The organism is Brevundimonas diminuta, assembly GCF_050310045.1.
GTDB classification, from domain to species: Bacteria; Pseudomonadota; Alphaproteobacteria; order Caulobacterales; family Caulobacteraceae; genus Brevundimonas; species Brevundimonas diminuta_F.
In genome coordinates, this window is record NZ_CP190005.1 from 3,204,989 (window position 1) to 3,230,424 (window position 25,436).

Annotated in this window: 22 protein-coding genes; 14 read left to right on the plus strand and 8 right to left on the minus strand. The window is 66.5% G+C overall.

Annotation, left to right across the window (positions count from 1 at the left end; translation table 11 throughout):
• Position 1 precedes the first annotated feature (1 nt).
• Together ACORJG_RS15400 and ACORJG_RS15405 are read left to right on the plus strand one after the other, a co-directional pair.
• On the plus strand, positions 2–1,465 hold the full coding sequence (locus tag ACORJG_RS15400) for a carotenoid oxygenase family protein (RefSeq protein ID WP_427790412.1): 1,464 nt from the start codon (positions 2–4) through the stop codon (positions 1,463–1,465).
• Positions 1,466–1,685: 220 nt separating this feature from the next.
• Positions 1,686–2,666, plus strand: a complete 981-nt coding sequence (locus ACORJG_RS15405) for a magnesium transporter CorA family protein (RefSeq protein WP_427790414.1) — start codon at positions 1,686–1,688, stop codon at positions 2,664–2,666.
• A 4-nt stretch (positions 2,667–2,670) separates the two neighbouring features.
• Here the strand turns inward: ACORJG_RS15405 and ACORJG_RS15410 are convergent, their stop codons facing one another.
• Positions 2,671–3,438 (minus strand): LytTR family DNA-binding domain-containing protein, encoded by a 768-nt coding sequence (locus ACORJG_RS15410; protein WP_427790416.1) that lies wholly within the window; start codon positions 3,436–3,438, stop codon positions 2,671–2,673.
• The gene (locus tag ACORJG_RS15415; RefSeq protein WP_427790418.1) at positions 3,438–4,166 is read right to left on the minus strand and encodes a TetR/AcrR family transcriptional regulator; all 729 of its coding nucleotides are present in this window, start codon (positions 4,164–4,166) and stop codon (positions 3,438–3,440) included. The genes ACORJG_RS15410 and ACORJG_RS15415 overlap by 1 nt, the downstream gene beginning before the upstream one ends.
• A gap of 190 nt (positions 4,167–4,356) precedes the next feature.
• On the opposite strand from ACORJG_RS15415, the gene ACORJG_RS15420 reads away from it, so the two are divergent.
• The 8 genes from ACORJG_RS15420 (at position 4,357) to ACORJG_RS15455 (ending at position 16,379) form a co-directional block, all read left to right on the plus strand.
• Positions 4,357–6,570: a TonB-dependent receptor gene (locus tag ACORJG_RS15420; RefSeq protein WP_427790420.1), complete on the plus strand. Its 2,214-nt coding sequence runs from the start codon at positions 4,357–4,359 to the stop codon at positions 6,568–6,570.
• 135 nt (positions 6,571–6,705) lie between these two features.
• Entirely contained in the window at positions 6,706–8,079 is a 1,374-nt protein-coding gene (locus ACORJG_RS15425) for a spinster family MFS transporter (protein WP_427790422.1), read from the plus strand.
• A gap of 147 nt (positions 8,080–8,226) precedes the next feature.
• Positions 8,227–9,417, plus strand: coding sequence for an ADP-forming succinate--CoA ligase subunit beta (gene sucC / locus ACORJG_RS15430; protein ID WP_313417631.1), 1,191 nt, complete (start codon positions 8,227–8,229; stop codon positions 9,415–9,417).
• Between the two features lie 46 nt (positions 9,418–9,463).
• A complete protein-coding gene (sucD, locus tag ACORJG_RS15435) occupies positions 9,464–10,366 on the plus strand; it encodes a succinate--CoA ligase subunit alpha (RefSeq protein ID WP_427790425.1) in 903 nt (300 codons plus the stop codon).
• Between the two features lie 395 nt (positions 10,367–10,761).
• A complete protein-coding gene (locus ACORJG_RS15440; protein ID WP_427790426.1) occupies positions 10,762–13,773 on the plus strand; it encodes a 2-oxoglutarate dehydrogenase E1 component in 3,012 nt (1,003 codons plus the stop codon).
• A 55-nt stretch (positions 13,774–13,828) separates the two neighbouring features.
• Positions 13,829–15,325, plus strand: coding sequence for a 2-oxoglutarate dehydrogenase complex dihydrolipoyllysine-residue succinyltransferase (odhB, locus tag ACORJG_RS15445; RefSeq protein WP_427790428.1), 1,497 nt, complete (start codon positions 13,829–13,831; stop codon positions 15,323–15,325).
• 85 nt (positions 15,326–15,410) lie between these two features.
• Positions 15,411–15,854, plus strand: a complete 444-nt coding sequence (locus ACORJG_RS15450; protein ID WP_427790430.1) for a hypothetical protein — start codon at positions 15,411–15,413, stop codon at positions 15,852–15,854.
• Between the two features lie 63 nt (positions 15,855–15,917).
• On the plus strand, positions 15,918–16,379 hold the full coding sequence (locus ACORJG_RS15455) for a hypothetical protein (protein WP_427790432.1): 462 nt from the start codon (positions 15,918–15,920) through the stop codon (positions 16,377–16,379).
• A 6-nt stretch (positions 16,380–16,385) separates the two neighbouring features.
• Here the strand turns inward: ACORJG_RS15455 and ACORJG_RS15460 are convergent, their stop codons facing one another.
• Complete coding sequence (locus ACORJG_RS15460; RefSeq protein ID WP_427790434.1) at positions 16,386–16,652, minus strand: DUF6356 family protein; 267 nt, start codon at positions 16,650–16,652, stop codon at positions 16,386–16,388.
• A gap of 143 nt (positions 16,653–16,795) precedes the next feature.
• On the opposite strand from ACORJG_RS15460, the gene ACORJG_RS15465 reads away from it, so the two are divergent.
• Both ACORJG_RS15465 and ACORJG_RS15470 read left to right on the plus strand, forming a co-directional pair.
• Positions 16,796–18,001, plus strand: a complete 1,206-nt coding sequence (locus ACORJG_RS15465; RefSeq protein ID WP_427790436.1) for an acyl-CoA dehydrogenase — start codon at positions 16,796–16,798, stop codon at positions 17,999–18,001.
• Between the two features lie 140 nt (positions 18,002–18,141).
• Positions 18,142–19,503, plus strand: a complete 1,362-nt coding sequence (locus ACORJG_RS15470) for a trypsin-like peptidase domain-containing protein (RefSeq protein WP_427790438.1) — start codon at positions 18,142–18,144, stop codon at positions 19,501–19,503.
• 369 nt (positions 19,504–19,872) lie between these two features.
• Here ACORJG_RS15470 and fabB read toward each other — a convergent pair whose 3' ends face one another.
• The 3 genes from fabB to ACORJG_RS15485 form a co-directional block, all read right to left on the minus strand.
• Complete coding sequence (gene fabB / locus ACORJG_RS15475; protein ID WP_427790439.1) at positions 19,873–21,102, minus strand: beta-ketoacyl-ACP synthase I; 1,230 nt, start codon at positions 21,100–21,102, stop codon at positions 19,873–19,875.
• 64 nt (positions 21,103–21,166) lie between these two features.
• Positions 21,167–21,706 (minus strand): 3-hydroxyacyl-[acyl-carrier-protein] dehydratase FabA, encoded by a 540-nt coding sequence (gene fabA, locus ACORJG_RS15480; protein ID WP_125899477.1) that lies wholly within the window; start codon positions 21,704–21,706, stop codon positions 21,167–21,169.
• Between the two features lie 79 nt (positions 21,707–21,785).
• Positions 21,786–22,292, minus strand: coding sequence for an SH3 domain-containing protein (locus tag ACORJG_RS15485; RefSeq protein WP_427790440.1), 507 nt, complete (start codon positions 22,290–22,292; stop codon positions 21,786–21,788).
• Positions 22,293–22,411: 119 nt separating this feature from the next.
• Between ACORJG_RS15485 and ACORJG_RS15490 the strand changes: the two genes are divergently transcribed.
• Positions 22,412–23,398 carry a 2-hydroxyacid dehydrogenase gene (locus ACORJG_RS15490; protein WP_427790441.1) on the plus strand — a complete coding sequence of 329 codons (987 nt, stop codon included), beginning with the start codon at positions 22,412–22,414 and terminating at the stop codon, positions 23,396–23,398.
• Here ACORJG_RS15490 and ACORJG_RS15495 read toward each other — a convergent pair.
• Both ACORJG_RS15495 and ACORJG_RS15500 read right to left on the minus strand, forming a co-directional pair.
• Positions 23,395–24,174, minus strand: coding sequence for a HesA/MoeB/ThiF family protein (locus ACORJG_RS15495; RefSeq protein WP_427790443.1), 780 nt, complete (start codon positions 24,172–24,174; stop codon positions 23,395–23,397). The two genes, ACORJG_RS15490 and ACORJG_RS15495, sit on opposite strands and share 4 nt — an antisense overlap.
• 31 nt (positions 24,175–24,205) lie before the next feature.
• The gene (locus ACORJG_RS15500) at positions 24,206–24,616 is read right to left on the minus strand and encodes a BLUF domain-containing protein (protein WP_427790445.1); all 411 of its coding nucleotides are present in this window, start codon (positions 24,614–24,616) and stop codon (positions 24,206–24,208) included.
• 196 nt (positions 24,617–24,812) lie between these two features.
• Between ACORJG_RS15500 and hslV the strand changes: the two genes are divergently transcribed.
• Complete coding sequence (gene hslV / locus ACORJG_RS15505) at positions 24,813–25,382, plus strand: ATP-dependent protease subunit HslV (RefSeq protein WP_427793080.1); 570 nt, start codon at positions 24,813–24,815, stop codon at positions 25,380–25,382.
• Positions 25,383–25,436 lie beyond the last annotated feature (54 nt).

Below are 25,436 nucleotides of genomic sequence, written 5' to 3' on the forward strand. Positions count from 1 at the left end.
CATGACCCCGACCCGCCGCACCCTGTTCATGGGCGCTGCCGCCCTCGCTTCCAGCCGTGTGCTGACGCCCGACGTGGCGCGTGCAGCGCAGGCCCTGACCGCCGCCGCCGACTGGTCGCTGGCGACCGGCGATGTCGAGGGCGATATCGCGCCGCGACCCCTGCGCCTGATCCACGGCCGGGCGCCGCAGGGGCTGGCGGGCAGTCTCTATCGCAATGGCCCGGCGAAGTTCCGGCGCCCCGGCGGTTCGGCCGGACACTGGTTCGACGGCGACGGCCTGATCCGGCGCTGGCGGATCGCAGAGGGTCAGGCCAGTCTGGCCGCCCGCTTCGCCGATACGCCCAAGCGGCGGCAGGAGAGCGAGATCGGGGCCATGCTGACGCCCGGCTTCGGCACGGCGGCGGACCCGCGCGCCCGCATCGGCTCGGCCGACGACGCCAGTCCGGCCAACACCTCGGTTCACAGGGTCGGCGGCAAACTCTGGGCGCTGTGGGAGGCGGGATCGCCGCTGGCCATGGATCCTGAAACGCTGGAGACAGAAGACTTCGTCACCCTGCGTCCCGACCTGAAGCACATGCCCTTTCTGGCCCATCCGCGCATCGAGCCGGACGGCCGCATCTGGAACCTGGGCGTCAACGGTCGTCAGGCCATGGTCTGGCGTCTGGCGGCTGATGGAAGGCTTGAGGACGCCGAGGTCATCGCCCTGCCGCGCGCCAGCTACATCCACGACTTCAGCGCCACGGCGCGGCATCTGGTCATCGTGCTGCAGCCGTGGGTCCATGCCCGGCAGGTCGCGCCGCTGGCGGCGGGCTTCGACTGGACGCCGGAGGCGGGAACGCAGGTGCTGGTGGTCGACAAGGCGGACCTGACGCAGCGCCGCCTTTATGAGCTGCCTTCGTTCGGCTTCTTCCACGTCGGCGACGCCTGGGAGGAGGCGGGCGGCACGATCCGCTTCGACCTGTGCGCCCACAGGGACATGACGTTTGCGGCGCGTGGAGCCGGGCAGATCCTGAACGGTCTGCCGATGAACCATCACCCCGCCGAACTGGCCATGGTCATCCTGTCGCCGGACGGACGCGGGCGGCTGGAGCGGACGGGCGTGACGGCCGAGTTCCCACGCAGCGACCCGCGTCGCGCCGGACTTGCGCGTCGCTTCAGTCTGCACACCACAGGCGAGCGCGCTGATCGTCCGCTGGCTTCGGCTGTGGCGGTGACCGACTGGTCGAGCGGACGCACCCGGTCCTTCGACTTCGGTTCCGGTCATGTGACGGATGAGATGGTCTATGTCCCCAAATCCGGCGGCGCGCATGAGGCCGACGCCTGGCTGATCGGCCCGACGATCAATCTGAAGGCGGGGGTCAGCGAACTGCACGTTCTGGACCTGATGCGCATTGAGGACGGGCCGGTCGCTACATGGCGCGCCGATGTCGCCCTGCCCGCTTCTTTTCATGGGAACTGGGTGTGAGCGGCGCACATTTGATGTCCGGCGTCCGGGCCGACGGCCGTGCGGTTGACCCGCACGGCCGAACGGTTCAAGACCCCATCGCCGTCCGGATGCGCGTCCTGGGACGGCGTCTTTTTGGAACCCTTCAGATGAACCCCGAAGATCGAAGTCCGCCTTCAACTTCTTCGACGCACTGAGGACCCCGGCTTCCGCGCGGGCGTTCTCGCGAAAGGAAGCAACCATGCTGAACGCCTATGACTGGCGCGCCGATCGGCTGGTGCGGCTGGATACAGCCGTGGATCAGGGCCCGGCCTGCTGGGTCGACCTGGTCTCGCCCAGCGCTGACGAGGTCGCCGCGCTTGAGGCCCTGACCGGCATCGACATCCCCAGCCGGGACGAGATGGACGACGTCGAGCCGTCGGCCCGCCTCTATTCCGAGGACGGCGGGGTCTTCATGATCGCCGCCGTGGCCACGGATCTTGAGACGCACGATCCGGTCAAGACGCCGGTGACCTTCATCCTCAAGGGCGGGCGTCTGGTGACGGTGCGTTACGGCCAGCCGCGCTCGTTCCAGTTCTTCATCGCCCGCGCCACCAACAAGCCGGGCGAAAAGCTGGCCACCGGCGAGGCCATCATGATGGGGCTGATCGAGGCCGTCATCGACCGTTACGCCGACGCCCTGGAAGCCAAGGGGCTGGAGCTGGACGCCATTTCGCGCCTGATCTTCCGCAAACGCGATCCCAATGCGGTCGAAAGCCACAACCTTCAGGCCCTGATCCGCGACATCGGCCGGGCCGGCGACTTCCTGGCCCTGATCCGTGAAAGTCTGGCCAGCATGCAGCGGCTGCTCGCCTATCACGCGGCCCTGTCGGGCGCGCGGGCCGGAGGAAAGGCCGAGCGAGAGGCGCGCCAGACCGTGCGCCTGCTGCAGCGCGACGCGGCGGCGCTGAGCGAACTCAGCGTGTCGATGACGTCGAAGGTCACCTTTCTGATGGATGCGACGCTGGGGCTGATCAACCTGGAGCAGAACCAGATCATCAAGATCTTCTCGGTTGCGGCGGTGGCCCTGCTGCCGCCGACGCTGATCGCCTCCATCTACGGCATGAACTTCGAGATCATGCCCGAGCTTCAGTGGCGCTTCGGCTATCCGGCGGCGATCCTGGCGATGATCCTGTCGGCGGCCCTGCCCTATTTCGTCTTCCGCAAGAAGCGCTGGCTGTAGGGCTTCACCACCAGCCCGCGTCGCGCAGGGCGCGGGCGTAGCGGCGGCTGACCGGGACCGTCAGTCCCTGATCCAGCGTCAGGGTCGCGCGCCCGTCGCCGCGTGCGACCGAAACAACGGCGTCCCGGGCGGCCCACCAACTGCGGTGAGTCTGGGCGCCCTCCAGGCCTTCCAGCTCGTCGAGAGCATCTGACAGGCGCATCAGGATCAGGTCAGAGCCCCTGTCGGTGTGCAGGCGCAGATAGTGATCCTCGGCCTGAACCGCGATCAGCCGTCCGCCGCGCAGTTTCGGCGGCAGGCGATCCAGAAAGCGGGCGGGCGCAGCGCCGGGGATGGCGGCATGGGTCTCGACAGGCTGTTTGCGACCCAGAAAGACATTGAGCACGCTCAGCGCGGCGGTGATCAGCGCCACCGGCGGCAGGAAACGGATCAGGTCGGCGACCGGCCGCAACCGACCCTCGAACATCCACCCGGTCAGCGCCCACACGACCAGCGTCAGCGGCCCGGTGATGACCAGCGTCAGCACCGCTGCGCCCAGCCACGGCCGGGCGTCGACATCGACGAACCGCTCGACCATCAGGCTGCAGGCGTGACCCCACAGCCCGCCGATGACCAGCAGCGGAATCCAGTAGCTGAGGCGCTGGATCAGCGAGGCGCCGCCCGAACCGAAGGCGCCGCCCAGGGCCAGAAACACCCCCGCCCCCAGCGCCACGGCCAGACCGCGCAGCAGGTCGCGGCCCGCTGGCCCTGAAAAGGCGGCGGCCACACCCATCAGGCGCGTTCGGGTCCGCAGACGGCGCGGAACCCGGCGGCGGCGAAACGCACCATGTAGTCGCAGGCGCTGTCCAGGTCGCCGGACTGGCACAGCCCGCCCGACAGGCGATCCAGCCGCCCCGTCTCGCCCAACGTCAGGGTCAGGGCGCCCGACAGATTGTGCCAGGCCCAATAGAGCTGCTCGTCCTGCGCCTCGGGCATGATGCGCTTGACCAGTTCAAGCAGGCGCCGGATCGCCGGGTCGAAATAGCGGGCCATCGTCTCGCCGCCGAAGGCGGGCTGGGCGTTGGTCTGGGCCACCAGGGCGGCATAGTGCTTCCATCCCGGCCCGCCCTTCAGCGACCACTGGAACGGCGGGCGCAGGAAGGCCTCGAACAGCCCCTCCAGCGTCATGGCCGCGCCCGCCGCTTCGGCATAGCGGTCGATGGCGGCGACGCGTTCGCTGTTCCAGACCTCGGCGCGGCGGTTGAAGACGGAATCGAACAGCTCCTTCTTGGCCCCGAAGTAATAGTGGACCAGCGCCGTATCCACGCCCGCCTCGCGCGCCACCTCGCGGATGGTGACGCCATAGAAGCCGTGCTTGGAGAACAGATCCTCGGCTGCGTTCATGATGGCGTCGCGGGTTTCGCCCGCGGCTGTCGTCTTCGACTTCTTGGGGCGGCCACGCCGCGCGGGCGCGGCGGGCAAGGGCGGAATCTGGGGCGGCGGCAGGTCGCTCTTCGTCATGGCCGGAAGCTAGTCGCGCTTTGGGGGTTAGTGCAACGGCGCCACAGGGCGGGCGTTTCCGTGACGACAATCAGGCTTGGCTGTTTGACAGGCGAGCGAAAGCCGGTCACCTATGCTGAAAATCATTGAACGCTGAATAAAAGCGTCGATCGGGCTGGAAACAACATTGGGATTTGAAATGAACAGACTCGTGAAGACCGCCCTTCTGGCGGGTGCGGCTTTCGGCGTAATGGCTTCCGCCGCTCAGGCGCAGGAGGCGCCGAGCGTCGGAACGCAGGTCTCCTCCGTCGACGACATCATCGTCAGCGCCCGCCGTCGCGACGAAGCATTGAAGGACGTGCCGGTGGCGGTCTCCGCCTTTTCGGCCGAGCAATTGGAGCAGAAGGGTTCGGCCGACATCACGGAACTGACCCGATCGGCGCCCAGCCTGACGCTGCAGGCCGCTCGCGGTTCCAACTCGACGTTGATCTCCTTCATCCGCGGCGTGGGCCAGCAGGATCCGCTTTGGGGTTTCGAGCCGGGCGTCGGCCTGTACATGGATGATGTCTACATCGCCCGCCCGCAGGCGGCGGTGCTGGATATTTTCGATATTCAGCGCATCGAAATCCTGCGCGGCCCGCAAGGCACCCTCTATGGCCGCAACACCATCGGCGGCGCGATCAAGTACGTCACCAAGCGCATCGACGCCGACGAACCGCAGGGACATGTCCGCGCTTCATACGGCAGCTACAACCAGCGCGATCTGGTCGCTTCGGCCGAACTGCCCTTCAATGACAAGTTCGCCGTTTCGGCGGCCGTCGCCCGTTATCTGCGCGACGGCTACGGCACGAACCTGAATACGGGCAATGAACACTACAACAAGGACGTGACCGCGGCGCGCTTCAGCGCCGAATGGACGCCAACGGATAGCCTGTTCTTCCGCCTGGCGGGCGATATCGTGAAGGACGATTCCAATGCCCGTCACGGCCACCGTGAATTGGCGCCGAGTCCCGCGAACGTCTACGACACCAATGCGGGCGCTGGCGATGCAAACCGGGTTGAGGCCAAGGGTCTGTCGTTGACCGGCGAGTGGAACGTCAATGAGTGGCTGACGCTGAAATCCGTCACCGCTTATCGCGATGGTCTGACGCGCGGCAACATCGACTTCGACAACCTGCCGCAGCCCATCCTCGATATTCCGGCCCGTTATGACGACGACCAGTTCAGCCAGGAATTCCAGGCGGTCTTCAGCGGCGACCGCTGGTCGGGCGTGGCGGGCGTCTACTACCTCGACGCGACGGCGTCGGGCGCTTTCGACACGGTTCTGGGATTGGCGAACCTGAGCATCCTGACCGCCGGGTCGGTGGACACCAAGAGCTATGCTGTCTTTGGTGATTTCAGCTATGATCTGACCGACGCCCTGTCGCTGTCGGTCGGCGCCCGCTGGACCCACGATGAAAAGACCGGAACCGTCTTCCGCCAACAGTATCTGGGCATTCGCAGCCCAGACTTCGGCAATGGGGCGGCGATTCCGTTCGGCGCGCCGCTTACCGATTACACGGCGAGCCGCGAGTTCGAGAAATTCACGCCGCGCGTCAGCGTTTCCTACAAGCTGAACGCGGACCTGACGACCTATGCTTCCTGGGGGCAGGGCTTCAAGTCAGGGGGCTTCGACATGCGCGGCGACGCCGCCGCCTATCCCGATACGGTTAAGGGCTATGATCCTGAAACCGTCGAAACCTGGGAGATCGGCCTGAAGGGGTCGCTGTTCGACAACCGTCTGAACTTCGCCACCGCCATCTACGATTCCTCCTACAAGGATCAGCAGATCACCACCCAGTATCCGACGGCCGCAGGTGTGGCTTCGGTGGTCGATAACGTCGGCTCGTCCAGCATCCGGGGCTGGGAGTTCGAAGGTCGCCTGCGCGTTACGGATAGCCTGACGCTGAACGGCATGCTCAGCTATACGGACGCCCAGTTCGACGAGTTCCTCGCCTATATTCCGACGGGGCCGCTGAACAACGCCTGCCCGACCCAACCGGGATGTTTCGTCGATGTGTCGGATGATCGCGCCTTCCAGAACACGCCTGAATGGACCGGCTCGATCGGCGCGACCTATACGCACTGGATGGCGAATGGCTCCAGTCTGGCCTTCATGCCTTCGGCCTCCTATCGCGGCGATTACCAACTGTTCGAGACGGCCAGCCCCGTCCTGGACCAGGGCGCCTTCTGGATGTTCGACGCCAGTCTGGTGTGGACGTCTTCAAACGATCGCCTGACGGTCGGCGTCCATGGCAAGAACCTGTCGGATGAGCATTACCGCGTGGGCGGCTATGTCTTCCCGGGCGCCCTCTTCGGCGACTCCCTGATCGGCTACTACGGCGCGCCGCGCACCGTTACGGCCACGGTCGGGCTGAAGTTCTGATCCGGGTCATTTCTCCTGAACGCCTGATCATCTGATCGCAGGCGGCGGTTCGTATGAGCCGCCGCCTTTCTTTTTTGTGGCGCGGGGCGGCGGGACCGCTACCGTCGTCTTCTGAGACATTGTCGGGGAACGTCCATGAGCCAGAACGGGGCTGCCAAAGCTGAAGCGGGAGCGGTCGATGCGCGCGTCGCGTCGCCCAGCTATCGCTACTATGTGCTGGGGATATTGATCCTCATCTATATGCTGAACTTCCTGGATCGGCAGATCATCGGCATCCTGGCCGCGCCGCTGAAGGCTGAGTTCAACCTCAGCGACACCCAGTTCGGCCTGCTGGGCGGGCTGGCCTTCGCCCTGCTGTATTCGACGCTGGCCATTCCGATCGCCTGGCTGGCGGACCGGTTCAGCCGTGTGTGGATCATGACCGGCGCCCTGACGCTGTGGTCCGGCTTCACCGCACTGTGCGGTCTGGCGGGCGGGTTCGGTTCGCTGTTCCTGTGCCGGATGGGCGTGGGCATCGGCGAGGCGGGCGGCGTGGCCCCGGCCTATTCCCTGATCGCGGACTATTTCCCCAAGTCGCAGCGGGCGCGGGCGCTGGCGGCCTATGCCTTTGGTATTCCGCTGGGCATGGCGGCGGGCACCCTGGTCGGGGGGCTGCTGGCGGCGACATACGGATGGCGCACGGCCTTCATCGTCGTGGGCGTTCTGGGCGTGCTGGTCGCGCCGGTCCTGCGCCTGACGGTCAAGGATCCCAAGCGCGGGGGGCTGGATATCGAACCGGCCGCGCCCGCAGCGGCGCCGGTCGAGACGCCCAAGGCGCCGCCTTTCAAGGAAGTGGTGCGCACCCTGGCGCCCAAGCCCAGCTTCTGGCTGCTGGCTTTCGGGGCGGCATCGTCCTCGGTGTGCGGTTATGGCGTGGCCGCCTGGCTGCCCAGCTTCTTCATGCGCAGCTTCGGCCTGACCCTGTCGCAGACCGCCTGGTATTATTCGGCCATCGTCCTGGTCGGCGGGGTGGCGGGCATATGGCTGGGCGGGTCGATGGCTGACCGGCTGGGCAAGACGTCCAAGGCCGCCTATCCGTTGACGCCTGCGATCGCGTTTCTGATCTCGGTGCCCTGCTTCATCCTGGCGATGAACTCGGGCGCGGTGGTGGGCGCGGTCATGCCGGGGTCTGACTCCAACGGTTTTGCGGCCCTGGCGCTGGCCTTTGTGATTTTCCTCATCCCGACGGGGCTGAACCTGACCTGGCTGGGACCGATCACGGCGGCGGTCCAGCATCTGGCCACGCCCGCCATGCGGACCACGGCCTCGGCCCTGTTTCTGCTGATCAACAACCTGTTGGGGATTGCGGTCGGCATCTACTACTTCGGGTGGATGAGCGATCTGTTGCGCCCGACCTTCGGCGAAGAGAGCCTGCGCTGGGCCATCTATACCGGGATGGGCTTCTATCTGCTGTCATCGGCCCTGCTGTTCGGGGCTTCGCGCACACTGAAGAAGGACTGGGTGGACTGAAACGCCGTTCATCGAGGCCGCCCCGCGCGGCATAAGAAAATCCTCATGAGGCCATAAGGCGACAGACGGTTGCGCAGGGGAAGCCGCGACGCCTATAAGCGCGGCCAAAGTTTCCACAAACCTCCCTCAGAACGGCGCGGGTCCAAAATGAACATTCACGAGTATCAGGCCAAGCAGGTCCTCAAGGGCTACGGCGCCCCGGTCGCGGACGGCGTCGCCATCACCTCGGCCGACCAGGCCGAGGCGGCCGCCAAGCAACTGCCTGGCCCGCTCTATGTCGTGAAGTCGCAGATCCACGCCGGCGGCCGCGGCAAGGGCAAGTTCAAGGAACTGGGCGCCGACGCCAAGGGCGGCGTGCGTCTGGCCTTCTCGATCGAGGAAGCCGTCGCCCACGCCAAGGAAATGCTGGGCAACACCCTGGTGACCGCCCAGACGGGCGAGGCCGGCAAGCAGGTCAACCGCCTGTACATCGAAGACGGCGCCGACATCGCCCGTGAACTGTACTGCTCGCTGCTGGTCGACCGCTCGGTCGGTCAGACGGCCTTCGTCGTTTCGACCGAAGGCGGCATGGACATCGAGGAAGTGGCCCACGCCACGCCTGAGAAGATCCACACCATCGCCATCAACCCGGAAGCCGGCGTCACGGCCGAGAACGTCGCCGCGATCAACGCTGCGCTGGAACTGACGGGCGACGCCGCCGAAGACGGCAAGTCGCTGTTCCCGATCCTGTACAAGGCCTTCGTCGAGAAGGACATGGACATGCTCGAGATCAACCCGCTGATCGTCATGGAAAACGGCCACCTGCGCGTTCTGGACGCCAAGGTTTCGTTCGACGGCAACGCCCTGTACCGCCACGAAGACATCCGCGCCCTGCGCGATGAAACCGAAGAAGACGCCAAGGAAATCGAGGCCTCGAAGTGGGACCTCGCCTATGTGGCCCTGGACGGCAACATCGGCTGCATGGTCAACGGCGCCGGTCTGGCCATGGCGACGATGGACATCATCAAGCTGTACGGCAAGGAGCCCGCCAACTTCTGCGACGTCGGCGGCGGCGCCGGCAAGGACAAGGTCGCGGCGGCCTTCAAGATCATCACCGCCGACCCGAAGGTCGAGGGCATTCTCGTCAACATCTTCGGCGGCATCATGAAGTGCGATGTCATCGCCGAGGGCGTCGTGGCCGCGGTGAAGGAAGTGGGCCTGAAGGTGCCGCTGGTCGTGCGTCTGGAAGGCACGAACGCCGAGCTGGGCAAGAAGATCCTGAACGAGTCGGGCCTGACCATTCAGGCTGCTGACGACCTGGACGACGCCGCCCAGAAGATCGTCGCGGCGGTCGCGTAAGCGCCGCTACCGCCCAGCAGACACACAGAATTCAGAGCACAGACACATGTCCATCCTCATCAATAAAGACACCAAGATCCTGGTTCAGGGCCTGACCGGCAAGACCGGCGGCTTCCACACCGAACAGGCGCTGGCCTATTACAACACCAAGATGGTCGGCGGCGTGCACCCGACCAAGGGCGGCCAGACCTGGACCGGCTCGCACGGTGAAAACCTGCCGATCTTCGCCTCGGTCGCCGAAGGCAAGGAGCGCACCGGCGCCGACGCCACCGTCATCTACGTCCCGCCGGCAGGCGCGGCTGACGCCATCATCGAGGCCATCGAGGCCGAGATCCCCTTCATCACCTGCATCACCGAAGGCATCCCGGTGCAGGACATGGTGCGCGTCAAGGCGCGCCTGGACCGTTCGAACTCGCGCCTGCTGGGCCCGAACTGCCCCGGCGTCCTGACCCCGGAAGAGTGCAAGATCGGCATCATGCCGGGCAACATCTTCAAGAAGGGCAACGTCGGCATCGTCTCGCGTTCAGGCACCCTGACCTATGAAGCCGTGTTCCAGACCACGAACGAAGGCCTGGGCCAGACCACGGCCGTCGGCATCGGCGGCGACCCGGTCAAGGGCACCGAGTTCATCGACGTGCTGGAAATGTTCCTGGCCGACGATGCGACCGAGTCCATCATCATGATCGGTGAAATCGGCGGCGCGGCCGAAGAAGACGCCGCCCAGTTCCTGATCGACGAAGCCAAGAAGGGCCGCAAGAAGCCGATGGCCGGCTTCATCGCGGGCCGCACCGCGCCCAAGGGCCGCACCATGGGCCACGCCGGCGCTGTCGTCTCGGGCGGCAAGGGCGATGCGGAATCCAAGATCGCCGCCATGGAGGCCGCGGGCATCCGCGTCTCGCCGTCGCCGGCGCGTCTGGGCACGACTCTGGTGGAAGTGCTGAAGGGCTAAGCCCTTCAGCAGCGCACGCTGCGCGTGCGGGCGCTATCGCTCGCCGCGCGGCGGCTCGCTGCTTCAGCGCCTTTTTGAGGGGCGCGGCGCTATGCTCGTGACGCGGTCGCTCGCTGCTTGAGCGCCGGATTCACTTGAGGGTGGGTTCGGCGCCGGGCGGGACGGATTAGATCAAAGTCTGATCGATCCGCGTTCCGGGGGTGTTTTTCGCGCCATGTGACCTTTTGTAACGCCTCCGGAATCGTCCGGAGGCGTTTTTTCTTGCGGAATCGACCAAATTCCACCCGCTCCGCCTCCCTTCGGTCATGACCAGTAAGGAAACTGGGCCTATATGAACGGCGCTGCTCTCCGCGCGGCTGTGCGCGGGCGGTTGTAAAGGGACGATTGAGAGAAAAATGGCGGACGATGCGGGTCGGCTGAACCAGGTCTTTGCCGAGACCTCCTTCCTCTATGGCGCAAATGCCGCCTTCATTGAGGACCTGCACGAAAAATGGGCCTCGGACCCCGGCTCGGTGTCGGGCGAATGGCGCGCCTTCTTCGATCAGCTGAAGGACAACGCCGACCTCGTGAAGCAGTCGGCCGCCGCCGGCTCGTGGGGCCGTTCGGGCGTGACCGAGCCGACCGAGGAAACCGCCGTGTTCGACGGCCGCTGGCCTGCGCCCAAGGTCGACCCGAAGGCCGCCGGCAAGCCCGGCGCCCGCCCGGCCGCTGCGGCGCCTGCCGCCGCTGCCTCCGTGGACGTGCGCGCCGCCGCGCATGACTCCATCCGCGCCCTGATGCTGATCCGCTCCTATCGCGTGAACGGCCACCTGCAGGCGAACCTCGACCCGCTGGGCATCGAGCAGCCGGTTCAGAACCCTGAGCTGACGCCTGAATTCTACGGCTTCACCGAAGCCGACATGGACCGCCCCATCTATCTGGACGGCGTCCTGGGTCTTGAGACCGCCTCCCTGCGTCAGGTGATGGAGCTGCTGCGCCGCACCTATTGCGGCAACATCGGCGTGCAGTTCATGCACATCGCCGAGCCGGAAGAAAAAGCCTGGCTGCAACAGCGCATCGAAGGCCCGGACAAGTTTGCCCAGAACGCCTTCACCAAGGAAGGCAAGCTGGCCATCTTCAAGAAGCTGGCTGAAGCCGAAGGCTTCGAGCGCTTCCTGCACAAGCGCTTCCCCGGCACCAAGCGTTTCGGTCTGGACGGCGGCGAGGCCATGGTCCCGGCGCTGGAGCAGGTCATCAAGCGCGGCGGCGCCCTGGGCGTCGACGAAATCGTTCTGGGCATGGCGCACCGCGGCCGTCTGAACGTGCTGGCCGCCGTCATGGGCAAGCCCTACAAGGCCATCTTCCACGAGTTCCAGGGCGGCTCTTCGGTCCCCTCGGACATCGAAGGCTCGGGCGACGTCAAATATCACATGGGCGCTTCGTCGGACCGTGAGTTCGACGGCCACAGCGTTCACCTGTCGCTGACCGCCAACCCTTCGCACCTTGAGATCGTCAACCCGGTCGTGCTGGGCAAGTCGCGCGCCAAACAGGCGTTCGACATCCGCGAGGCCGAGGTCAACAAGGGCAAGCCGGACGCCGAATGGGTGCTGGACCGCTCCAAGGTCGCGCCGCTGCTGATCCACGGCGACGCCGCCTTCGCCGGTCAGGGCGTGGTGGCTGAATGCTTCGCCCTGATGGGGCTGAAGGGCTACCGCACCGGCGGCACCCTGCACTTCGTCATCAATAACCAGATCGGCTTCACCACGGCGCCGCGCAACTCGCGCTCGTCGCCCTATCCGTCGGATGTGGCCCTGATGGTTCAGGCGCCGATCTTCCACGTCAACGGCGATGACCCCGAAGCGGTCGTCTTCGCTTCCAAGGTGGCCACCGAATACCGCCAGAAGTTCCACAAGGACGTGGTGGTCGACATGTTCTGCTACCGCCGCTTCGGCCACAACGAAGGCGACGATCCGACCTTCACCCAGCCGCTGATGTACGCCAAGATCAAGAACCAGCCCTCGACGCTGGAGATCTACGCCAAGCGCCTGATCGGCGAAGGCGTCATCACCCAGGCGGAAGTCGACGCCGAGATCGCCCGGTTTGAGGCCTACCTCGACGCCGAGTTCGAGGCCGGCAAGACGTTTGAAGCCAAGAAGGCCGACTGGCTGGACGGTCAGTGGCAGGGCCTGGGCGCCGAGAAGACGGACGACGCCGCCCAGCGCGGGGAGACCGCCGTCGTCGCCGACAAGCTGCGCGACTACGGCCACCGCCTGACGACCATCCCGAACAGCGTCGACGTCCACAAGACGCTGAAGCGCGTCATTGAGGGACGTCGTGACGCCGTGGCGAGCGGTGAAAACATCGACTGGGCCACGGCCGAGAGCCTGGCCTTCGCCAGCCTGCTGGACGAGGGCTACAACGTCCGCCTGTCCGGTCAGGACTCGGTGCGCGGCACTTTCTCGCAGCGCCACTCGGGCATCACCGACCAGACGACCGAGCAGCGCTACTTCCCGCTCAACAATCTGCGCGACGGTCAGGGCCACTTCGAGGTCATCGACTCGGCCCTGTCGGAAGAGGCTGTGCTGGGCTTCGAGTACGGCTATTCGCTGGCCGACCCGAACACCCTGACCATGTGGGAAGGGCAATTCGGCGACTTCGTGAACGGCGCCCAGGTGGTGATCGACCAGTTCATCTCGTCGGGCGAGCGCAAGTGGCTGCGGATGAGCGGCCTCGTGATGCTTCTGCCGCACGGCTATGAAGGCCAGGGCCCGGAGCACTCGTCGGCCCGCCTTGAGCGCTTCCTGCAGCAGTGCGCCGAGAACAACATGCAGGTCGCCAACTGCACGACGCCGGCCAACTATTTCCACATCCTGCGTCGCCAGCTGCACCGCTCGTTCCGCAAGCCGCTGATCCTGATGACGCCCAAGTCGCTGCTGCGTCACAAGAAGGCCGTCTCGACCCTGGCCGACATGGCCGAGGGTTCGTCCTTCCACCGCGTGCTGCGCGATGACGCCGAGCTGCGTCCGGACGTGGCGGGCGTCACGCTCAAGGCCGACAAGGACATCCGCAAGGTCGTCGTCTGCTCGGGCAAGGTCTATTACGACCTGCTGGACGCGCGCGAGAAGGCGGGCGTCAACGACATCTACATCCTGCGTCTGGAGCAGTTCTATCCGTGGCCGATCAAGTCGATCTCGGCTGAACTGGCGCGCTTCCCCAACGCTGATCTGGTGTGGTGTCAGGAAGAGCCGAAGAACATGGGCGGCTGGACCTTCGTCGATCCGTGGATCGAGCTGACGCTCGAGAAGCTGGACGTGAAGGCCAAGCGCGCGCGCTACGTCGGCCGTCCGGCTTCGGCCGCCACTGCTGCGGGCCTGATGAGCCGACACCTGAAGGAACTCGAGACCTTCCTCGCCGAGGCCATGGCCTGACCGCCGCGCCTGACCCAAGAAACAAGCAAAGTTCAGACACGAAAAGACACTGAAGATGGCCGATATCCTGACCCCTGCCCTCGGTGAATCCGTCGCCGAAGCCTCCATCGCCAAGTGGACCAAGAAGGTCGGCGACGCCGTGAAGAAGGACGAAGTCCTGGTCGAGCTGGAAACCGACAAGGTTTCGCTGGAAGTCGTCGCTCCTGCCGACGGCGTGCTGTCGGCGATCAACGCCGGTGAAGGCGACACCGTCGTCCCCGGCACGGTGCTGGGCGCCGTGACCGAAGGCGGCGCGGCCGCCGCCTCTGCTCCGGCTGCTGCGCCCGCCGCTGCTCCTGCCGCTTCGGGCGGCGCTGCGGTCGACATCGCTGTGCCGACCATGGGCGAAAGCGTCGCCGAAGGTTCGATCGGGACCTGGCTGAAGAAGTCGGGCGACACCGTCGCCAAGGACGAACTGCTGGTCGAGATCGAAACCGACAAGGTGGCGGTGGAAGTCTCGGCCCCGGCCGCCGGCGTCCTGACCATCTCGGCGGCTGACGGCGCCACCGTGACCCCCGGCCAGGTGATCGGCTCGGTCGCCGCCTCGGGCGCCGCTGCTGCGGCCGCTCCGGCTGCGGCTGCTGCTCCGGCCAATACGGGTTCGGCGCAGGCTCCTGCGTCCGCCCATCTGTCGCCCGCCGTTCAGCGCGTGGTGTCGGAAAACAACCTGAACCCGGCCTCGCTGTCGGCTTCGGGTCCGAAGGGCAACATCACCAAGGCCGACGCCATCGCCGCCATCGGCGCCGCCGCTCCGGCTGCGCCCAAGACTGCTGCTGCCCAATCTCAGGCTTTGGCCGCTCCGCGCGCCGATCAGCCGCGCGAAGAGCGGGTGAAGATGACGCGCCTGCGTCAGACCATCGCCCGCCGCCTGAAGGAATCCCAGAACACGGCCGCCCAGCTGACCACCTTCAACGAGGTGGACATGACCAACGTCATGGCCCTGCGCGCCCAGTACAAGGAAGTCTTCGAGAAGCGCCATGGCGTGAAGCTGGGCTTCATGTCCTTCTTCACCAAGGCCGTGGTTCAGGCCCTGCACGAAATCCCGGCCGTCAACGCCGAGATCGACGGCACGGACATCATCTACAAGAACCACTACGACATCGGCATCGCCGTCGGCACCGACAAGGGTCTGGTGGTTCCGGTTCTGCGCGACGCCGATGCGCTGTCGCTGGCCGGCATCGAGAAGGGCATCGCCGCTCTGGGCAAGGCCGCCCGTGACGGCGCCCTGACCATGGATCAGATGCAGGGCGGGACCTTCACCATCACCAACGGCGGCACCTATGGCTCGCTGATGTCGACGCCGATCCTGAATACGCCGCAGTCGGGCATTCTGGGCATGCACAACATCGTGCAGCGTCCGATGGCCGTGAACGGCGAGGTCAAGATCCGCCCGATGATGTATCTGGCCCTCAGCTACGATCACCGCATCGTCGACGGCAAGGAAGCCGTGACCTTCCTGGTTCGCATCAAGGAACTGCTGGAAGATCCGGCGCGCGCCCTGCTGGACCTGTAAGGTCCGCGCGACGCAGACGACTGACGACGGCGGGGTCTTCTGACCCCGCCGTTTTCAATTGGGCGGCGGGTGTTAAGGTGCGGGCATGAGCCTGATCGAGATCGCCCGATATCACGATGTCTATGAGGCCGATCTGGCGGCGGCCTTCCTGTCGTCTCACGACATCGAGGTGTCGGTGACCGAGCGGTTCCAGACCACGGTCGATCCCCTGATGCAGCGCGCGCTGGGCATCCGCCTGATGGGCCGGGCGGATCAGGCGGCGCAGGCCCGCGATCTGTTGACGCGCGCCGGTGCGGGCGAGTTCGCCAGCGATGACGGCGACGATCTGGCCGCGCCGGATACACGAGCCCGCGCGGCGTCGCGCGGATTGGCCCTGTTCGGTTTCGCGGCCGGTGCGGCCTTTGTCGGCACCAGTCTGCCGCGCCGGTTCGAGCCTCTGCAGTGGGCGGGCGTGGGGCTGATCCTGTCGGTTCTGATCCTGAGCGGTCTCGCTATGCTGTGGGCAGGAAGTCACGGCGCCATGGGCTGACGCCTTGACGCGAAGGCTGGAAATGAAGGAGTTTCGCCCTCTGCCTGTGACGGAGAGTTTCGCGTGCGCCTCAATCTGAAAGCCGTTTGCGGCGCCCTTGGCCTGACGGCGGCTCTGGTGGTCTGCGGGCCGGTTCTGGCGGGCGGCGCCTATAATGACGACAGCGCCGATTTCCGCCGCGTGGAGCCGTCAAATGCGGACATGACCCTGATCCGTGAGAGCGGCCAGTGGCGCGTGCTGATACGCGCGGGAGGCCTGCCCAACGGCGCCGCCACGGCCGCCGACTGCGAACTTCAGGCGCGCGGCGCCCAGGACCGCGACGACGTCATCCACGCCCGCATCATCCCCTTCGAGGGCGAGATCAACGACCTGACGGCGGCCGACATCGGCGCTGACGCTCCCGTCGTCCGGGTGCGGGTCGGGCCGGAAGGCGCCTTTGTCGAGGATAAGGCGGCGGCCGCCCGTTTCTGCGGCATGGGATCGGACATTTCCGGTTTCTACATGCGCAGCCAGACCCCGGACTGAGGGCCTCTACAGGCCCGAATCCCACGCCCCGGCGTCGCGCATCCGCCCGTCGCGGGCTTTGGCCGCGCGGCGTTCCAGATCGTGGGCCATGTCGCAGATGGCGCTGGACACCGTCGTCTTGTGAACGCCCGGCACGACGGCGTGAACAAAGGCGCAACCCGCCAGCCGCAACAACTTGAAGCCGAAGCGGGACGAGGCGGCCATGTGCTGGATATAGGTTTCCCCGACCTCGCGCGGGTGTTCGCGGAACAGGCGGTTGAAAACACGCGACATACAGTCAGCCTGAGATGGCGGCACGGGCGCCTCTACCCGGCGGCTATATTCTGGCCTAAACCGACGATAGAAACAGGGGGCGCATGGTCACGCCGTTTCAACCCCGCGTGAAGCCCCGCTCCAGACGTAAAAAAGGACGACCGATGGCCGACGCCAAGACCGCTTCCGCCCAGAAATCTTCCGCCCAAACCTTCCGCTGGGATGACCCGTTCGACCTGACGGGGCGTCTGACGGACGAGGAGCGGATGGTTCAGGACGCGGCGCGGTCCTATGCGCGCGAGGCCCTGCTGCCGCGCGTGGTCGCCGCCTTCCGTGACGAGACGTTCGACCGCGCCATCATGACCGAGATGGGCGAGATGGGCTTCCTCGGCGCCACCCTGCCCGAGCAGTACGGCGGCTCTGACGCCAGCCACGTCGCCTATGGCCTGATTGCACGCGAAGTCGAGGCGATCGACAGCGGATACCGCTCGGCCATGAGCGTGCAGTCGTCGCTGGCCATGTACCCGATCTTCGCCTTCGGTTCGGACGAGCAGAAGCTTAAGTTTCTCCCGAAGATGGCGGCGGGCGAACTGGTCGGCTGCTTCGGCCTGACCGAGGCCGACGGCGGGTCGGACCCGGCCTCGATGAAGACCACGGCGGTCGCGGTCGACGGCGGCTATCGCCTGAACGGCGGCAAATACTGGATCACCAACTCGCCCATCGCCGACCTGGCCATCGTCTGGGCCAAGCTGGACGGCGTGATCCGCGGCTTCATCGTCGAGCGCGACTTCGACGGCTTCACCACGGGCAAGATCGGCGACAAGCTGTCGCTTCGCGCCTCGGTGACGGGCGACATCGGCCTGAACGACGTCTTTGTGCCGGAAGCCAACATCCTGCCCGGCGTGCAGGGGCTGCGCGGGCCGTTTTCGTGCCTGAACAAGGCGCGCTTCGGCATCGCCTGGGGCGCGATGGGCGCAGCCGAGTTCTGCTTCCACGCCAGCCGCAACTATGTGGCCGAGCGCACCCTGTTCGGTCGCCCGCTATCGTCGCGCCAGCTGGTGCAGAAGAAGCTGGCCGACATGCAGACCGAGATATTCCTGGGCTTCGAGGGCGCCTATGCGCTGGGTCGTCTGCTGGACACGGGCGCCTGGGTTCCCGAGGCCATCAGCCTGATGAAACGCAACAACTGCGGCAAGGCCCTGGCCGTCGCGCGCGAGGCCCGCGACATGCACGGCGGGGCCGGCATCACCGGCGAACTGCACGTCATGCGCCACGCCATGAACCTGGAGACGGTCAACACCTATGAAGGCGCCCACGACGTCCACGCCCTGATCCTGGGCCGCGCCATCACCGGCGAAGCCGCCTTCTGAGACGAAGCGTTGCAGAAAACGCGCGGCGGCGAAGATCCTTTGTCGATGTCGCGCGTTTGTCTCGCCTGCGGGCGGCGAAGCTCGCCATTGAATCCCGTCCGTCCGCCGGTCAAGGCAGAGGGCGCGCTAAGGAATACGGAATGACCAAATACAGCCTGCTGGCCGGCGCTGCCCTGGCGATCTTCAGCTTCAGCGGCATGGCGCAGGCTGCGCCCGTGGAGGCGATGCTGGCGGGAACGGCGACGACCGCTGTCCAGTCGCCTGTGGCGGCCATGCCCTATGACGCGCGGCGCGGAGTCTTTACCTTCGCCGCCGGGCTTGAGGAAAGTCTGCCGGCCGTGGTGCAGGTGACGACGCTGGGCCAGTCGCGCGGCCCCAGCTCGGCCCGTAATCCCAAGCCGTCGCAGGGCGGCTCGGGCGTCATCATCGATGCGCGTGAAGGCATCATCGTCACCAATCACCACGTCATCGAGAACGGCCAGAAGTTTACGGTCGACCTGATCGACGGGCGTCTGTTCGACGCGACCCTGATCGGCGCCGACAAGGCGACCGATATCGCCGTGCTGAAGATCGAGGCGCGCGGCCTGTCGCAGGTCGCGACGGTCGATTCCGACACCCTGCGCAGCGGCGATCTGGCCTTTGCGGTCGGCTATCCGCTGGGGCTGGACCAGACGCTGACGATGGGCGTGGTGTCGGGCCTGAACCGCTCGGGCATGGGCGACGCCATTGAGGACTATATCCAGACCGACGCGGCGGTGAACTCGGGCAACTCGGGCGGGCCGCTGCTGGACAGCCGCGGGCGCCTGATCGGCATCAACACCGCCATCCTGTCGGGCGGCTTCGGCGGCGGCAACGACGGCATCGCCTTCGCCGTGCCGACGCGCATCATGATGTTCGTGGTCGATCAGCTGCGCGCCACCGGCGAGGTCAAGCGCGGCCGCGTGGGTCTGGGCCTCGGCTCCCTGACGGCAGAGCGGGCGCGCGACATCGGGCTGAACATCGTGCGCGGCGCCGTGGTCTATGACGTCGAGCCGGGCTCGGCGGGTGAGAAGGCGGGGCTGAAGGCGGGCGACGTGCTGACGCGCATTCAGGACCGCCCTGTGGCCAACGCCGGATCGGTTCAGGCCACGATCGGCATCGCCCGCGCCGGAACCCAGATGCCGGTCGTCTATCTGCGTGACGGCCGTGAGGGCTCGACCCGCCTGACGATCGAGCCGTCCGATCCGGCGCCGGTGCGTCTGGGCGCCCAGGCGGCCATGTCGCGGGGTCTGACGGTGCGGAACATGGCGTCGGAGCGCGGCGCCCAGATCGCCGTGGTCGATGCAGGTTCGTCCGCCGCTGCAGCAGGCCTCCAGGCCGGTGATGTGGTGGTTCAGGCGAACGGCGCCGACATCGCGGACATGAAGGATCTGGCGCAGCGCCTTCAGGCGGCGGGCGAGGCGGCGGTGACGCTGATCGTCCTGCGCGACAGTGAACGGGTCGAGATCGACCTGCCCGCCTGATCTTCTGGCTCAGAGCTGACTAGAAATCGCCCGCGTGACCAGACCGTCGCGCGGGCGATGTCTTGCGCGGATGCCGGACAGCAGAACGCCCGCGCTACCGGGAGGGGGAGGCAGGCGCGGGCGTCGCTTGGAGGAAGCATCGACCCGCCAGGGCCCTGTACGCGGAAAAATCCGGGGGGCTTGGGGGGGCTGTTCAGGATCCGGGACTTTTCCAGACTCCGACGGGCCGATGCTGCTTTTGTGGCGGCCCTTCCGGGCGGACGAAGGACCGAATGGGGGCCTTTTCGTGTCGTTTCGGATTTTCCCGGTCGGTGAAAATCGAAGCGAAAGCGGTTCACATGGCTGTGCATGTGAACCTTTGTCGGCGATCTAGACCTTTGACAGGATCAGCGTCGCATTGGTGCCGCCGAAGCCGAAGCTGTTGGACATGACGTGCTTCAGTTCGCCGTCGTGGCGCTGACGCAGGATCGGCATGCCCTCGAACTCGGGATCCAGGTTCTCGATGTGGGCGCTCTCGGCCGCAAAGCCGTGCTTCATCATCAGCAGGCAGTAGATGGCTTCCTGTGCGCCAGCCGCGCCCAGCGAGTGGCCCGTCAGCGACTTGGTCGAGGAGATCATCGGCAGGTCGTCGCCGAAGACGTTGCGCACAGCGCCCATCTCCTTCAGGTCGCCGACCGGCGTGGAGGTGCCGTGCGGGTTCAGGTAGTCGATCTTCGGATTACCGGCCATTTCCAGCGCGATCTTCATGCAGCGCTCGGCGCCCTCGCCCGAGGGGGCCACCATGTCGAAGCCGTCGGAATTGGCGCCGTAGCCGGTGACTTCGGCGTAGATGGTCGCGCCGCGCGCCACGGCGCGTTCGTACTCTTCCAGCACCACGATGCCCGCGCCGCCCGCGATGACGAAGCCGTCGCGGGTCGTGTCATAGGCGCGGCTGGCCTTGTCCGGGGTGTCGTTGAAGTTGGAGGACATGGCGCCCATGGCGTCGAACATGTTCGACATGGACCAGTCGATGTCCTCGCAGCCGCCCGCGAAGACCACGTCCTGCTTGCCCCAGGCGATCTGCTCGGCGGCCGCGCCGATGCAGTGGGCGCTGGTCGCACAGGCGGAACTGATCGAATAGTTGATGCCCTTCAGCTCGAACCAGGTGGCCAGCACGGCCGAGGGGCCGGACGCCATCGCCTTGGGCACGGCGAAGGGGCCGACGCGCTTGGGCGAGCCCTTTTCGACCGTGGTGGCCGCGGCCTGCAGGATGACCTGGGTCGAAGGACCGCCTTCGCCGACGATCAGGCCGATGCGCTCGTTCTTGATCTCGTCGGCGGACAGGCCGCTGTCCTTCAGCGCTTCTTCAAAGGCGATGTGCGCCCAGGCCGTGCCGTTGGCCAGGAAGCGCGCGGCGCGGCGGTCGACCAGAGGCGCCCAGTCTTCGGCCGTATGACCAAGGGCCGGCGGCGCCCAGACCTGGGAGCGGAAGCCGTATTTGGCGTGGTCGGCGGCGTGCTGGACGCCTGATCTGGCGTCGCGCAGGGAGGCTGCGACCTGATCCTGGCCGGTGCCGATGGAAGAGACGATGCCCAGTCCGGTGACGACGACACGCCGCATGGTGTTTCCAATCCTACAAAGTCTGCGGACGCCGCGTTGACCGCGGCTATCCATCAAAGTGGGGTCAGGCGGCGTCCGGTTCCACCGGGGCCGCGCCGCCGAACAGGCCGACGCGCATGTCCGCACAGGTATAGATGACCTCGCCGTCAGCCTCGAGCACGCCGTCGGCGATGCCCATGACCAGCTTGCGGTTGATGACGCGCTTCAGGTGAACCTTATAGACCACCTTCTTGACGTCCGGCGTTACCTGACCGGTGAATTTGACCTCGCCGACGCCCAGCGCCCGGCCCTTGCCCGGCCCGCCGATCCAGCCGAGGTAGAAGCCGACCAGCTGCCACATGGCGTCCAGGCCCAGGCAGCCCGGCATGACCGGATCGCCGATGAAGTGGCACTGGAAGAACCAGAGGTCCGGATTGATGTCGAGTTCAGCCTCGACATAGCCCTTGCCGTAGTCGCCGCCGTCGGCGCTGATGGTCTTGATCCGATCGAACATCAGCATGGGCGGCGCCGGCAGTTGGGCGTTGCCCGGACCGAACAGCTCGCCCCGGCCCGAGGCCAGCAGGCCTTCGTGATCGAACGACGACGGATATTGCGACTGGCTCAAGGAAATCGGCTCCGAAAGGTGTTGCTGGCGGGTTACACGACCCGGAGGCCGCGCTCAACTATGCCGTCAGCATATGAGATCAGGAAGCGCGGCCGGTTCCGGCCGGGCGGGCGGCGTTGCACAGGGCGCGTTCCTGGGCGCCGAAGACGGCCCTCTGCTGCACCCAGCCGCGCAGTTTGCGCGCCCGCACCCTGCACCAGCCGTCCTCGCATTCGTCCAGCGGAACAAGGGCGCGGGGCGACAGAAGGGCGCGGACCGAGGCGGTCTCGGACCGGCCCGAGCGGATCGGCACAGGCTCGTCCGAACGGTTGAACACGCTGCGACGGCCCGAGGCGACGGTGCGGTGGATCCAGGCCACGGAGCCGTCGGGGTCGCAGATCTTTCGCCACTCGCGCGTTTCGGCGATCACCTGAACGGGCAGGCCTGCGGCGCGGTATTCCCACAGGATGCGATAGTCGAGCCCCGGCCCCTGACGCGCCCGCACCTGCGAGGATTTCAGCGTCACCCAGCGCGGCACCTCCAGCCCCGTCGGGGTCGGGCGGCCGTCGGGCATGGTCGATCCCGCCGACAGCAGAACCCCGGTCATCAGGACGGCGGCGAGGGCCGCGACGCGAGGCGCCCTTTTGATCCTGACCGCAGCTTTGCTAGACACCGAATATCGACCCGTTCCGAACGGGCGCCGCCCGTGGAAAACCCAGGTCCCCTATGTCCCCTCGCAAGCTTAAGGTCGTATTAACCAGACGCCTGCCTGACGCCGTCGAAACGCGGATGCGCGAACTTTTCGACGCCGAGCTGAACCTGACCGACCGGCCGATGTCGCGCGATGAGCTGGCCGCCGCCCTGCAAAGGGCCGAGGTGCTGGCGCCGACCATCACCGACCATCTGGACGCCGAACTGATCGCGGGCGCGGGCGAGCAGTTGAAGATGATCGCCAACTTCGGCGCGGGCGTGGATCACATCGACATCGACGCCGCCGTCGGGCGCGGCATCATCGTCACCAATACGCCGGGCGTGCTGACCGAGGATACGGCCGATCTGGCCATGAGCCTGATCCTGGCCGTCAGCCGCCGCATCGTCGAAGGCGCAGGCGTAGTCGAAGACGGTCGCTTCGAGGGCTGGAGCCCGACGTGGATGTGCGGCCGCAAGCTGTGGGGCAAGCGTCTGGGCATCGTCGGCATGGGCCGCATCGGCCAGGCGCTGGCCCGCCGCGCCAGGGCCTTCGGGATGCAGGTCCACTATCACAACCGCAAGCCCGTCCCTGACATGATCGCCGAAGAGCTGGGCGCGACCTGGTGGGACGATCTGGATCAGATGCTGGCGCGGATGGACGTCATCTCGCTGAACTGCCCGGCGACGAAGGAGACGCATCATCTGCTGTCGGCCGAGCGTCTGGCCCGGCTTCAGCCACACGCCATCGTGGTCAACACCGCGCGCGGCGAGCTGATCGACGAGGCGGCGCTGGCCGAGGCGCTGGACCGCCGGGCCCTGTTCGGCGTGGGTCTGGACGTGTTCGAGAACGAGCCGAAGGTGCATCCCGGCCTGATCGGCCGTCCGAACGTGGTGCTGCTGCCCCACCTCGGTTCGGCCACCATCGAAGCGCGTCAGGACATGGGCGATCGGGTCATCGCCAACATCATGACCTATCAGAACGGCCACCGTCCGCCCGATCGCGTCATTCCGGCGATGCTCTAGCTGTTGTGGCCTGACCCGCACACGGGGCAGGCCGGGTCGGCGGCGATCTTCGCCACCCGGCTGGTTCCGGCCAGACCGTCGTAGAGCATCAGGCGGCCGGTCAGCGGCTCGCCTGCGCCGGTGATTAGCTTGATCGTCTCCAGCGCCGCCATGGCGCCGATGACGCCGGCCAAAGCGCCGACCACGCCGACGCGGGCGCAGGTCTCGGCGTCAGGCGGAATCTCGGCCACCAGACACTGGTAGCAGGGTCGTCCCTCGAACACCGACACCTGCCCCGACCAGCGGCCCAGGGCGCCCGACACCAGCGGCTTGCCCGCCGCCACGCAGGCGGCGTTGACGGCCAGTCGCGTCTCGAAGTCGTCGGTCCCGTCCAGCGCCAGATCGAAATCCTGCATCAGGGCCGCCGCGCTGTCGGGCGTGACGCGCTGGTTGAAGGTCTGGACCGTGACGTGCGGGTTCAGGGCGTTGAGGCGTTCAGCCCCCGCCTCGACCTTGGCGCGGTCGGAATCGGCGGTGGCGAAGGCGATCTGGCGTTGCAGGTTGGACAGGGCGACCGTGTCGTCGTCGATCAGACCGAGCGTCCCCACCCCGGCGGCGGCCAGATAGAGGGCGGCCGGATTGCCCACGCCGCCCATGCCGACGATCAGCACGCGGGCGCGTTTCAGCGCCTGCTGGCCGGGGCCGCCGATCTCGGACAGCACCAACTGTCGGGCGTAACGCTCGACCTCTTCATCGGAGAAGCGAACGGGTGCGGGGGGCGTCGGGAGCTGGGTCACGCCGACTGTCTAGCGTAGCGGCGGCGCGTCGTCAGGTCGTCGCGGGCGTCAGGCCGACAGCCGCGGCCAGCAGGGCCTCGGCCCGCGCAGGGCTGAGCTGCTCCAGCGCATCGCCGTTCAACAGGGCGTCTGCCTCAGGCGTCAGTTCGGCCAGGATCATGGGCCAGGCCCCGAACAGGCGCGCAGCGACAGGCCTGTCAGACAGAAGCCGTATATTCTCGTGGCGGGGGTCGACCTTCAGCCGGTCCATCAGACGGTCGATGTCGAATCGGTGCCCTTCGATGACCTGAAGGAAGCGGCCGTCGTGACGCATCAGGGCGCTGGTCAGGCCGTCGCGCCGGTTGTTGCGTTCGGATTCACCCAGAATCTCGGCGAGGGCCAGAAGACTGGTCGCGGCGCCGCCGACGGCGTCGCTGACATAGATGGTGCGATGAAGAACCAAGGGAACTCGTCAAATACGCGACGTCCCCATGACTGCGCGTAAAAGGCGAAGCGAATGGATGGACAACCGGAGCGCTCGTTTTTCACGCCCCGGTTAAGGATTCATTATGGTTAAGCTTTTCTCCAGGAGCCATCCTCTGGGCCGTTCAGCGGGCCTGCGACAAGGGCTGATCTTGCGGCGGACGGCGGGCTTCGCCATGTCAGCGGCCATGAACACGACCGCCTCCAACTTTCCCGACTGGCACGGCACCACCATCCTGGCGGTGCGCAAGAACGGCCGCACCGTCATCGCCGGCGACGGCCAGGTCTCGATGGGGCCGACCATCGTCAAGGGCGCCGCGCGCAAGGTGCGCACCCTGGCGAACGGCAAGGTGTTGGCGGGCTTCGCCGGGGCCACGGCAGACGCCCTGACCCTGATCGAACGGCTGGAGGCCAAGCTGGAGCAGTATCCGGACCAGCTGGCCCGCGCCTGCGTCGAACTGGCCAAGGACTGGCGCACTGACCGCTATCTGCGCCGTCTGGAGGCCATGCTTCTGGTGGCGGACAAGGACACCATTCTGACCGTCACCGGCGTTGGCGATGTGCTGGAGCCGGAATATGGCGTGGCCGCCGTCGGCTCGGGCGGCAACTATGCGCTGGCCGCCGCCCGCGCCCTGATCGACGAGAACACCGAGCTGGACGCCGAGCAGATCGCCCGCAAGGCCATGAAGATCGCCGCCGACATCTGCGTCTACACCAACGGCAATCTCACCATTGAAAGTCTGTAGGGCGTTATCGCTCGCCGCGCAGCGGCGTGCTGCTTGAGCGCCTGTCTGAGTATT